Genomic DNA, 11,750 nt, shown 5'->3' on the forward strand with positions numbered 1-11,750 from the left:
TCGTCGGCGACGTCTCCTTCCGCTGACGGAGGCTGCGCGCGAGGGGCGGCGGCGCCTGCGTCCCGCTGGCCGACGAGCTGGACCCTCCCTGGGGCGCCAGGGTGTCGCCGGCCGCCGAGGAGTTCCTCGTGGAGGCGGGCGCCGAGGTGCCCTGCGCCGCCGCGGCCGGGCTGCTCGCCCGGGCCGGGGGGCTCGCGCGTGAGCGCCAAGATGGTGATAGCCGCCGTGCACGCGGCCGGCGAGCGCTGAGCCGAGGAGGACGCCCGCGCGGCCCGCGACCTGTTCGACCTGGGGATAAAGCCGGGCGGCAGGACCGCGGCCGCGCAGGTGTGCGTCGAAGCCGACGGCACATGGGTGGCGCTCCAGGGCACGGCCCCCGGCGAGCCGTCCAAGGTGGAGATCGAGGCGATGGCGGCCTACTCGGGCAAGGTGGCGCGCGGGCGCAAGGCGGCCCGCGAGCACTGCGTGCGCCACGGGTGCGCGTGCGCGCCGGGGGAGTTCTGGCCGGAGGCCGTGGCCGCCATCGGCTCCGAGTTCGACCTGTCCGCGCTGGAGCGCGTGCACCTGGGCACCGACGGGGAGGGCTGGTGCAAGCGGGGCGGCGCCTACTTCCCGCTGCGCGTGGAGGTCGTCGGCCACCTCGACCCGTTCCACGTCGACCGCGCGCTGCTGTCCTGCTTCGACGACGCGGCCATGGGGCGGCGGCTCGTGGAGGTCGTCAACGACGGCGGGAGGGAGGCCGCCGCGGCGCTGCTGGAGGCGTGCATAGACATGGGGCTCGCCCGCAAGGGCGCGCCGCGGGTGCTCGCCTGCCTGCGCAGAAACGCCGGCCTGATCGCGGTGGACGGCCCCTCGCTCGGCACCATGGAGTCGGAGAACCAGCACCTGTACAAGTCCAGGATGGCGTCGGTGCCGTGCGCGTGGTCGCGGCCGGGCGCCTCGCACATGGCCCGGCTGCGCAGCAGGCGGGCCTCCGGCAGGGCCGTGCCGCCCAGGACCCGCGCCGGGTCGGCCACGCCCCTCAGGCGCCGCAGAGACGAGGGCCGGGAGACGGCCGCGCTGGATCGGCGCGGCCTGTCCGCGACCGGCTGCCCCCCCCCGCGTCGGGTCGGGATACGAGCCGCCCAGGGCATCCGTGGCCTCCTCGTCGGGCGAGGTGCGCTATGCTGCCGCCGTCGACTCCGGAATGGCCGGAACTGGCTGGTAGGAGGTCGAGGGGACGTCACCCCCATCAAAGTCACGCCGTCTGTTGCAAGACGCAGGAGCATTGACCCTTGGTCGGTTTGCACTCTGTGATACATTCTCCGTAATGCAGTTGGGCTAGGAGGCTCTCCATGGACAGAATGCTCAAAGTGCTTGTAGGGATACTGCTCTTTCTCGTGATCGCCATAGCGCTCTTCTTTGTGCCCCTTCATCTGGACGGGAGATTTCGCCCGAGCGGCTTCGAGATGCTCATGGCTCGAAATGACGCGGGCGTGGTGGTTTCCCGGTTCAAGGAGTTGCGCTCCTCCGCTCTCCTCGAGCTCAACCAGTCCGAATGGGGGCAGTCCTACGCACTGGGCGGGGAGAGGTCGGTCTGCGACCTTCTCGCCGATACGGCCTCGTCTCGGATACCTGCGGAGGTCTGGGCAGCGGTGGAGGGAGCCGTTCGGTTTTCCGATCCGGATGTACGCATTCCTATTAGCTTGCTTTAGGGGCATAGGCGCGGCTGCGGCTTGAGAAGATTTCGCTGGGCCGCTAGGGCGGGGCGGGCTGTCGGGCGGCGGGTGCTCGGACTGCGGTCGGGCGGTCCCGTTGCGGCTGCGACAGGGCAGGGAGGCAGGGGAGGGGGAAATAGCGGCTGTTCACGGTAGTTCTTTTGTGGCACAATAGGCAAGTTAACGTGAATGCGCCGTGCTCAGGGAGGATGCGGCGCCGTTCGCTGAGAAGAGATTCGCGATACGGAAAGAAAAGGCAAGTCCCATGGCACTGGAACGCAATGTCAAGAAGAAGCCGGCGCGCACGCACGATCGTCGCAACATCTGGCTGCTCATTCTCACCACGCTGCTCGTCGTTGTATCGGCGGTGCTGTTCACGCCGCCCAACGAGAAGATCAACCAGGGTCTCGATATTCAGGGTGGCCTGTCCGTGGTGCTGACGGCGAAGTCCACCGACGGCGAGCCGGTCACGCCCGAGGACATGGAGAAGTCCCGCGCCATCATCGAGAGCCGCGTGAACGCGCTCGGCGCGTCGGAGGCCACGGTGCAGGAGCAGGGAACCGACCAGATCCTCGTGCAGATCCCGGGTCTGTCCGACACTGAGCAGGCCCTAGCCACCATCGGCCGCACGGGCTCGCTGGAGTTCGCCCGCCTGGATTCCTTCACCGACGAGGAAGTGAAGGAGGCCATCGAGAACGGCCAGTACGCCGGCGAGGGCACTGTGACCGACGAGTTCGGCAACGCCTTCCCCTCGGGCAAGACCGAGCACCTGAAGGTGGATCCGGGCACCTACACGCCCATTGTCACCGGCGCCGACATCACCAACGTGACCGTAGGCCGTGCTTCGGAGACCTCGAGCGACTACGCCGTGAACATCACCTTGAACAGCCAGGGCACCAAGGCCTTCGCCGAGGCCTCCCGCGAGTTGGTGGCCGACCACGGCCTCATCGTCATCATCCTGGACGGCGAGGTGCAGTCGGCCCCGGCCGTGCAGTCCGAGATTCCCAACGGCGAGGTGTCCATCACCGGCAACTACACCCTGGACGAGGCCAAGAACCTCCAGACCATCCTGGAATCCGGCTCGCTGCCCGTGTCCTTCGAGTACGCCCAGTCCCAGGTGGTCGGCCCCACCCTCGGCCAAGATGCGCTGGTCTCCGGTGTCGTCGTGGCCCTGATCGGCCTGGCGCTGGTCATGCTGTACCTGCTGTTCTTCTACAAGGGCCTCGGCCTCATCACCGCCGCGGCCATGGCCGTGTTCGCCGTGCTCTACCTGGGCATTCTGGCCGCCCTGTCTGCCTTCGGCCTGTTCAGCCTGTCGCTGGCCGGCATCGCCGGTATCGTGCTCACCATCGGCATGGCCGCCGACTCCTCCATCCTCACGGTGGAGCGTTTCCGCGAGGAGATTCGCATGGGCCGTTCGGTGAAGGCCGCCTCGCTCACCGGTGTGAAGCATGCCATCCTCACCTCCATCGACGCCGACCTGGTGACCATGGTCTCGGCGCTGTGCCTGTTCTTCCTGGCCGCCTCGTCGGTCAAGGGCTTCGGCATGACGCTGGCGCTCGGCATCATCTGCGACATCGTGATGATGGTCATTTTCAAGGCGCCGCTCATCCGCCTGCTGGCCCCGAAGGTCATCGCCCGCCACCCCGGCTTCTGGGGCATCAAGGACTCCATCGATGCCTCCAAGGGCTATGCTGAGCTGGCCGCGGCCGAGGGCACCTCTGAGCGCGAGGCCGAGATCGGAAGCCAGATGAACGCCGCCGAGACCCGTACCATTGTGGAAGAGGACGACCCGGCCGATGCCTCCCAGACGGTGAGGGCCGTGCGCAAGATCCGCGGCCGCTTTATCAAGCACGACATCAACTTCCTCGGCTACCGCAAGATCTTCCTGACCGCCGCCGCCATCGCCATGGCCCTGTGCTTCGTCGTGGTGGGCGTGCGCGGCCTGAACTTCGGCATCGAGTTCGTGGGTGGCACCTCGGTGGCCTTCCATGGCACCGGCGACGTGACCATCGAGCAGATGCGCGACGCCTTCGACGAGGCCGGCGAGCCCGACGCGGTCATCCAGACTACCGAAACGGGCGGCGAGCCCGGCTTCCTCGTGCGCACTACCACCACCTCGGCCGAGGATGCCACCACTCGTGCCAATCAGGTGGCCGACAAGCTCGGCCTTGAGTCCGGCGACTTCGAGGTGACCACCATCGGCCCGGACTGGGGCGCCAGCGTCATCCAGAGCTCGGTCATCGCGTTTCTCGTGTCCATCTTGCTCATCATCGTCTACATCGCCATCCGCTTCGAGTACAAGATGGGCGTCATGGCCATTGTGGCGCTGCTGCACGACCTCATCCTGGTGGTGGGCATCTACGCGCTCGTGGGCCGGGAAGTGAATCCGAACACCATCGCGGCCCTGCTGACCATCCTGGGCTACTCGCTCTACGACACCGTGGTCGTGTTCCATCGCATCAACGACAACATGAAGGGCGAGGACATCCGCTGCACCTTCATGACCATGGCCAACCACTCCATGAACCAGGTGTTCATTCGCACCATCAACACGACGCTCACTTCGTTCATCCCCGTGTTCGCCATGCTCTTGTTCGGCGGCGAGACCCTGAAGGACTTCGCCTTCGCCATGGCCATCGGCCTCATCGCCGGCTCCTACTCGTCCATCGCCATCGCCTGCCCGTTGTATTGTATGTGGAAGACCCGCGAGCCGAAGTTCGCGAAGCTGCAGAAGAAGTACGGCACCGAGATCGGCCGCTTCGAGTTCGATCACTCGGCCTCCACGGGCATCGCCCAGGTGCCCCTGGCGCGCTTGGAGGCCCAGCGCGCCGAGGTTTCTGCGGCCGAGACTGTCGGCGAGGGGGCCCCGACGGGCAAGCACGCCGTCCTGGCCAAGCCGAAGTCGACGAGCAACAAGAAGAAAAAGCACCGTCACGGACGGGCCCAATAGCGGCTCCGGCCGGCGGCGAGTTACAAGGAGATTCTATGGTACGCGAAGGTTCTGCCCCCAATTTCTGCCCGCCAACCGAGGAGGGCGTCACCATCACCCTGGTGGACGAGAAGGGCGAGCGGGTCGAGCTGGAGTTCCTCGGCCTGGTGCTGAAGGGCGAAAGCTCGTTCGGGTTCTTCTTCCCCATCGACGACGAGCATCCGGCCACCTCTTCAGGCGAGGTCGTGGTGCTGGAGGTGACCGAGGTGGACGAGGAGGGCCAGCCGGTCTCCTTCGAGCTGGTGGACGACGAGGTCATCGCCGCCGAGGCCTACGCCGACTTCCAGGAAGCCGCCAAGGACCTCTACGACTTCGCCTAGGCTCGCTGCCTTGGCATCCCGTCTCCCATGATTCTCGTCACCGATCCCGATCACGGGCTGACCCTGCGCGAGCAGCAGATCCTCTACTACATCGCTGGCGGTCTCTCGAACAAGGAGATCGCCGGGCGCCTGACGCTGTCCGAGCAGACGGTGAAGGCCCATCTGTCCCACATGACGGCCAAATCGGGCCGCGCCAACCGCGCGGCGCTCGTGACCTACGGCTTCGAGACCGGCATCTTGCGGCGCTGCTAGGAGGGAGCGCGGCGCGGCTGTTCGAGCCCGCTGCCCGCAGCGCCTGTGCAGCCGTCGCGTCGGGCGGCTCATCGGCCGCGCCGCGCGCCCAAACGGCGCCATGTAGCCCGTTTGGGCGATACCGGGCGGCGCCCCTTTCGCTATGATGGGGATGTTACGAGAGAGGACGAGCCCGCAAGCCCCATGTTCCTGTTCTACTTGGAAATAGTCTGCGTACTGGCCTACGGCGCGGCGAGCGCCCTGGCGGCCCACGGCATCCTGCGCGAGCGGGAGGGCAGCGCACGGGCGGCCAGGGCGCTCTTCTTCGCGGCCGTGGCATTGCACTCCGCCGTGATCGGCATCGAGTCCACCACCACCTCCGGCACGCTGCTGTCGGGACCGAACATCATCATGCTGGCTGCCTGGGTTCTCGCCGTGGTGACGGCGGTGGGGCTGGTCGTCACAAGACGCGGCCTCGGCTTTGCGCTCATTGTGGGGCCGGTGGCGGCGCTGCTCATCGTGGCCTCCCAGTGGCTGAAGATCCTCGATCCGGTGAGCGCCGACAACATGGCTCTCTACCAGTGGCCCCTGCTCGTGCCCCATATCGTGCTCGTGTTCGCGGCCTGCGCCTGTTTCGCGGTGAGCGCGGCGGCCTCGGGGCTTCTGCTGTACCAACGCCGCCTTATGGCGCGTCGATCCGCCAAGTTGTTCTCGCTCGATACGCCGGCCCTCGATACCCTGGCCACCATCGCCCGCGCTGCGGCCCTTGCGGGGCTCGTGGTGTTCGTTGGGGCCATGCTCATCGGATTCACCCATATGGTGGCGCTCTCGGCGGCCATGACCCACTTCCACTGCCAGGGAAGCGTGGGCTACCTCTGGCCGCGTATTGTCTTGTCTCTTCTCGTGTCGGCGGTGTGGAGCCTCTATGCCGTCTTCTCCTTCCTCGCGCCCTGCGCGGTGGGCACCCGCACCCGAGCCCTCCTCTCCATCGGCGGCTTTGCGGCTATGCTCGCGCTGATCGCCGTTTCGGCTGGGTGACGCCATGACGCTCGTCATGGTCGGTGTCAACCCGCGCAGGGCGCCCTTCCTTCCCTTGTCCGCATCCCTTGCCGGGGAGGGCGCCCTGGGCGCCGTGCTGACGGTGCTTGCCGGGCACTGGAGCGTGGCTGAGGCGCTCGTGCTGGCGACGGGGGAGCGCTTCGAGGTGTACGCCGTCGTGGAGGACGGCGTGGATTCCTACGATCTTGTCTTGGGGCTGCTCGACAGTGCGGCGAATGCGGGGGCTGATCTGGCCGCCCACGGCTACTTTGCCGAGGGCGCCGATGCGGCGGCCCACCTGTTCGCCGCGGTGGCCGCCATCGACGAGTTTGCGGCCGCTGATGAGGATATGGCCGCGGCCTGGTGCGCTGGGGTTGCCCCGGCTCGGGCGCGGGGCTCCTTTGGGCCGCGGCTCGAGGCGCTCGGCGATGCGGCCCGCGCCCTTGCGGCCCGATTGGCCGTGGCAGACGGCGCGGAAACGGCCGATGCACTCGGCGCGACCGTGGCCGAGCTGGCGCGGCGCGTGTTCGACCACCTTGACCGGCGGCAGGTGCTCGCCGTGGGCGATGACGGGCTTGTGGCCGCCGCGGTGGCCGCTCTTGCCCAGGCCGGCGTCGGGCGCTTCTCCTTCGTCGGCGCAGCTCCCGCCCCGCACGGGGCCGCGCAGGCCTCGCCGGTCGTTTCCGCCGAGGCGCTGCCCGTGGCCCTCGGCAACGCCGACATCGTCGTGGCCGCACCCGGCGCGGTGCCCTTGCTCGACAAGCGAGCCGTGAGAGCGGCCATGCGCAGCCGCCGCGGCCGTGCGATGCTGCTCGTCGACGTGTCGGCGGGGCATGCGGCCATCGATAGCCGCGTGGCATCCATCGACGACGCGTTCCTCTACACCCGCGATGACCTGGTCCGGCTCACCCAGGACGCACCCTGGTCCCAAGCCGGCCGTACTGCCCAGCGTCGGGCCGCCGTGGCCGAGGCGGTTCGCGATTTCTCCTACCAGTTAGCCTGAACCTACTTTTGTTGCGTCCAACCTAGGCCGTTCAGGTGATGCCCGGCCGGCGCCTTCGCGGCTATGCTCTTCCTATGCTCGAGAAGCATGCAGTGAGACCATAGGAAAGGGGAGAATCCCATGATCGTATCGTGGATGACCACGAACCAGTGCAACCTGAAGTGCGTGCACTGCTACCAAGATGCCGAGGAGGCCACGGATCGCGAGCTTTCCACCGACGAGGCGAAGAAGATGATCGACGAGATCGCCAAGGCCGGTTTCAAAATCATGATCTTCTCCGGCGGCGAGCCGCTTCTGCGCCCCGACATCTACGAGCTGGTGGCCCACGCGGCTTCCTGCGGGCTGCGTCCGGTGTTCGGCACCAACGGCACGCTCATCACCGATGAAGTGGCCCAGAAGCTGAAGGAGGCCGGCGCCTGCGCCATGGGCATCTCCGTGGACAGTCTCGTGCCCGAGAAGCACGACAAGTTCCGCGGCCTGGCCAACGCCTACGAGCTCACCCGTGCCGGCATCGAGGCCTGCAAGCGCGCGGGCCTGCCCTTCCAGCTGCACACTACCGTGGTGGACTGGAATCGCGACGAGGTGTGCGCCATCACCGACTTCGCCGAAGAGATCGGCGCCATCGCCCACTACATCTTCTTCCTGATCCCCGTGGGCCGGGGCGAGTATATCCAGGAGACGAGTCTGGAGGTGCTTGAGAACGAGGCGCTTTTGCGCGACATCATGCGGAAGTCGGCGGAAGTGTCCATCGACGTGAAGCCTACTTGCGCCCCGCAGTTCACCCGCGTGGCCAAGCAGCTCGGTATCGACACGCGCTTTACCCGCGGCTGTTTGGCCGGGCTCACCTACTGCGTCGTGGGCAGCGAGGGCATCGTGCGCCCCTGCGCCTACATGACCGAGGAAGCCGGCGACGTGCGAATGCAGCCCTTCGACGAGATCTGGAAGACGAGCCCCGTCTTCGAGCGCCTGCGCACCCAGGCCTATTCCGGCGCCTGCGGCACGTGCGATTACAAGGACGGCTGCGGCGGCTGCCGGGCGCGAGCCGCCTACTACCACGACGGCGACATCCTGGCCCAGGATGACTACTGCGCCCACGGCCAGAAGCTGGAAGAAGAGGAGAACTAGCATGAAGAGAATCGTCCTATGTGCCACCGCAGCGGCGCTCGCCCTGGCCCTGGTTGGGTGCGGCCAGCAGGAGGCCGCCGCTCCGGCTGCCGACAACACCGCCGCCCCGGAGCAGCAGGCTCCCGCATCCGATGCGGCCGGCGCCGATGATGCCGTGCCCGGGCCGGTCACCTTCACCGATGATTTGGGCAACGAGGTGACCGTGGACAACCCCCAGCGCGTGGTGGCCTGCATGGGCAGCTTCGCGAATGCCTGGGAGCTCGCCGGCGGCACGCTCGTGGGTGTGTCCGACGACGCCCTTCAGGCGGCGGGCTGGACCATCGCGAGCCCCGATGTGGCCACGGTGGGCGATTTCGCCAGCGTGAACCTGGAGGCTATCATCGCGCTTGACCCCGACTTCGTCATCATGACGAGCGGCACCGGCGGCCGCGGCGGCGATTCCAGCCAGGCCGACCTGCGCGACGCGCTCGTGGGCTCCGGGATTCCCGTGGCGTACTTTCAGGTGACCACGTTCGACGACTACCTGCGCCTCATGCGCACCTTCACCGACATCACCGGCCGCGAGGATCTCTACGAGCAGAACGCGGCTGCGGTGGAGCAGGCCATCGATGACATCGTGGCTCAGGTGCCGGCCGAGAACCCGCCGACGGCGCTCGTGCTCACCACGTTCTCCGGCGGCACCCGCGTGCAGGCCCCCGAGACCCAGACCGGCGCCATGCTGGCCGACCTCGGCGTGAACAACCTGGCCGGCGAGAATCGCAGCCTCTTGAAGGACTTCAGCCTGGAAGCGGTTATCGAGATGGATCCCGACTTCATCTTCGTCATCCCCATGGGCGACGATGCCGAGGCGGCCATGCGCAACTTGGAGGAGGCCACGGCGGCCAACCCGGCCTGGTCCAGCCTGTCGGCGGTGCAGAACGGGCGCTACATCACCTTGGACCCGACCCTGTACCTCTCCAAGCCCAACGCGCACTGGTCCGATGCCTACCAGGGGCTCTTCGACAGCCTCTACGGGCAGCCCGCGCGCGGTTAGAGCGGCCCCTTCCCGTAAGATGACGAGGATGGCAGCCCTATGAGCAACATTCCGAAGAACATTGTCGTCCTGGCTTCGACCGCCGTCCTGCTGGCGGTGGCCGCGGCCGCGGGCCTGATGCTCGGCGCCTCCTCGGTGAGCCTGCCGGAGCTGGCGGCATGGGCGGCAGGCGCCGATGTGCCCGATACGGCCCGCAGCATTCTGGAGAACGTCCGCGTCCCGCGCGTTTTGGCGGCGCTGCTGGCCGGCGCGGCCCTCGCCACCTCCGGCGCGCTTATCCAGGCATCGCTCGACAACCCGCTTGCGAGCCCCAACGTCATCGGCGTGAATTCCGGTGCGGGACTGTTCGTGCTGCTGGCCGCCTCCCTTGCGCCCGGGGCGCTGTGGCTCACGCCCCTCGCGGCTTTCGCCGGCGCTTTGGCAACGGCGCTCATCATCTTCGCGCTGTCACTCGGCGCGGGGGTCAGCCGACTGACCGTAGTGCTCGCCGGCATTGCCATCACCACCGTGTTCGGCGCCGGCATGAACACCATCCTCATCGTGGACCCCGATGCCTACGTCGGCTCGTCCACCTTCCTCGTGGGCGGCCTTTCCGGCGTGCTCATGCGCGACCTGGGCTGGCCGGCCGTCTATATCGCTGTGGGGCTTGCGGCGGCGCTCGCCGGCGCATCGAAGCTGAACATCCTGGCGCTCGGCGACGAGGCGGCCCACGGGCTCGGGCTCAATGTGAGCCGGTTGCGCCTCTCCATGCTCGCCGTGGCCGCGGTGCTCGCCGGCACCGCCGTCTCCTTCGCGGGACTGCTCGGCTTTGTGGGGCTTGTGGTGCCGCACCTGGTGCGCTTCTTCGTCGGCTGCGACAACCGGTGGGTGGTGCCGGTGTCCGCTCTGGCCGGAGCTGCCTTCGTCGTGGGGTGCGATCTGCTCGCCCGCGTGCTGTTCGCCCCCTACGAGCTGCCCGTCGGCATTCTGATGGCGTTCATCGGAGGTCCTTTCTTCATCTACCTCATCTTGAAGAACAAAGGAGGCGGCCTTGACTGAGCACGCTGCGAAAACCGAGGCCGCCGACGGCACCTCTGCGCAGGCGCAGCTATGCGCTATCCGCTACGACAACGTGGCATTCTCTTACAAGCCGGGCGCCCCCTTCATCGAGGGGCTTTCCGCCCGCATCGAATCCGGATCGGTGACGAGCATCATCGGCCCTAACGGTTGCGGCAAGTCCACGCTCGTGAAGCTCGCCAGCGGTTTGCTGCGCCCGGCGTCGGGGCGCGTGGAGGTGAAGGGCCGCGACACCGGTTCTCTCTCGGCCCGCGAGCGCGCCCGCGAGCTGGCCGTGCTCGCGCAGTCCTCCCGCGTCCCGCCTGTGAGCGTGGAGGCGCTCGTGGCCTTGGGGCGCCACCCCCACACGGGCATGGGCGGACGGCTCGGGCCGCGCGATCGCGAGCGGGTGGAGGCGGCTCTCGAGCGGGCCGGTGTGGCGCGCTTTCGCGATCACGATGTGCGCAAGCTCTCCGGCGGCGAGCGGCAGCGGGCCTTCGTGGCCATGACGCTGGCCCAGGACACCGACCTCATCGTGCTGGACGAGCCCACCACCTATCTGGACATTAACGCCTGCCACGACCTCATGGCCCTCGTGCGCGATCTGAACCGACGCGACGGCAAGACCGTGGCCATGGTCATTCACGACCTGGACCTGGCCCTGCGCTACTCCGACCGTCTCGTGGTCATGGAGCGCGGACGCGTCACGGCCGAGGGGTCGGCCGAGGAGGTGCTTGCCGCTGGCGCCATCGAGCGCGCCTTCTCCATGGACATCTGCCCCCACGAGCGCCATCGGTCCGACGGCGCCGCCGATAGGGGCTATGTGCTGTATCCGCGCCTCTAGGGGCGCCGCGCGCGGGATGGGCGCGAAGGAACGCGAGGCGCTGGGCCCCGGTTCGCATTCCGCGAAGAACGGAAACGGCGGGGGCATGCGTCCATCGTCGGGGCCTATGGGCCCCAGGGCCGCGCCGATAGCCCGGGGGCTTGCGTGTTCGGCCCGCCTGCCCTACAATGCATCCCGTGAATTCTGTTTCAGGGCGAGGTGGAAATCCTCACTGGCGGTAAGCACGGCGGCGCATCCGAGCGCTTCCGGCAAGCCCGCGACCCTGCGAAGCCCGTGCGGCTTCCAGGCTGACCCGGTGAAAATCCGGGGCCAACGGTTACAGTCCGGATGGAAGAGGCAGATGTTCGTGCACCGGTCTTACGGGGCCGGCACCCGACAAGGGGAGCGCGAACCGACGAGGCCTGTATGAACCGAATTCATACGGGCTCGTTT

11 protein-coding genes and 1 riboswitch are annotated in these 11,750 nt (G+C 67.7%); all 11 genes read left to right on the top strand.

The features are described 5' to 3' along the window. The first annotated feature begins 327 nt into the window (after window positions 1-327). The 11 genes from F8D48_RS11555 to F8D48_RS02335 all read left to right on the top strand — a co-directional run bounded on the left by F8D48_RS11555 (window position 328) and on the right by F8D48_RS02335 (window position 11,318). Complete coding sequence (locus F8D48_RS11555; protein WP_170272700.1) at window positions 328-1,296, top strand: UPF0236 family transposase-like protein; 969 nt, start codon at window positions 328-330, stop codon at window positions 1,294-1,296. A 38-nt stretch (window positions 1,297-1,334) separates the two neighbouring features. Continuing rightward, window positions 1,335-1,694: a hypothetical protein gene (locus tag F8D48_RS02290; protein ID WP_151429803.1), complete on the top strand. Its 360-nt coding sequence runs from the start codon at window positions 1,335-1,337 to the stop codon at window positions 1,692-1,694. Window positions 1,695-1,962: 268 nt separating this feature from the next. Beyond that, window positions 1,963-4,650, top strand: coding sequence for a protein translocase subunit SecD (secD, locus tag F8D48_RS02295; RefSeq protein ID WP_151429804.1), 2,688 nt, complete (start codon window positions 1,963-1,965; stop codon window positions 4,648-4,650). A 35-nt stretch (window positions 4,651-4,685) separates the two neighbouring features. Next, window positions 4,686-5,009 (top strand): DUF1292 domain-containing protein, encoded by a 324-nt coding sequence (locus F8D48_RS02300; RefSeq protein WP_135970182.1) that lies wholly within the window; start codon window positions 4,686-4,688, stop codon window positions 5,007-5,009. A gap of 27 nt (window positions 5,010-5,036) precedes the next feature. Then, the gene (locus F8D48_RS02305) at window positions 5,037-5,261 is read left to right on the top strand and encodes a response regulator transcription factor (RefSeq protein WP_016308454.1); all 225 of its coding nucleotides are present in this window, start codon (window positions 5,037-5,039) and stop codon (window positions 5,259-5,261) included. A 183-nt stretch (window positions 5,262-5,444) separates the two neighbouring features. After that, the gene (locus tag F8D48_RS02310; RefSeq protein WP_016308455.1) at window positions 5,445-6,278 is read left to right on the top strand and encodes a hypothetical protein; all 834 of its coding nucleotides are present in this window, start codon (window positions 5,445-5,447) and stop codon (window positions 6,276-6,278) included. Between the two features lie 4 nt (window positions 6,279-6,282). After that, on the top strand, window positions 6,283-7,281 hold the full coding sequence (locus F8D48_RS02315; protein ID WP_151429805.1) for a glutamyl-tRNA reductase: 999 nt from the start codon (window positions 6,283-6,285) through the stop codon (window positions 7,279-7,281). Between the two features lie 120 nt (window positions 7,282-7,401). Continuing rightward, the gene (gene nirJ2 / locus F8D48_RS02320; RefSeq protein WP_151429806.1) at window positions 7,402-8,406 is read left to right on the top strand and encodes a putative heme d1 biosynthesis radical SAM protein NirJ2; all 1,005 of its coding nucleotides are present in this window, start codon (window positions 7,402-7,404) and stop codon (window positions 8,404-8,406) included. Between the two features lies 1 nt (window position 8,407). Beyond that, window positions 8,408-9,439: an ABC transporter substrate-binding protein gene (locus F8D48_RS02325; protein WP_151429807.1), complete on the top strand. Its 1,032-nt coding sequence runs from the start codon at window positions 8,408-8,410 to the stop codon at window positions 9,437-9,439. Window positions 9,440-9,478: 39 nt separating this feature from the next. After that, a complete protein-coding gene (locus tag F8D48_RS02330) occupies window positions 9,479-10,477 on the top strand; it encodes a FecCD family ABC transporter permease (protein WP_151429808.1) in 999 nt (332 codons plus the stop codon). Continuing rightward, a complete protein-coding gene (locus F8D48_RS02335) occupies window positions 10,470-11,318 on the top strand; it encodes an ABC transporter ATP-binding protein (protein ID WP_240806183.1) in 849 nt (282 codons plus the stop codon). Before F8D48_RS02330 ends, F8D48_RS02335 begins: the two co-directional genes overlap by 8 nt. A 180-nt stretch (window positions 11,319-11,498) precedes the next feature. Beyond that, window positions 11,499-11,661, top strand: a riboswitch (FMN riboswitch). Window positions 11,662-11,750 lie beyond the last annotated feature (89 nt).

Source organism: Adlercreutzia muris (genome assembly GCF_008831045.1).
Classification (GTDB): Bacteria; Actinomycetota; Coriobacteriia; order Coriobacteriales; family Eggerthellaceae; genus Adlercreutzia; species Adlercreutzia muris.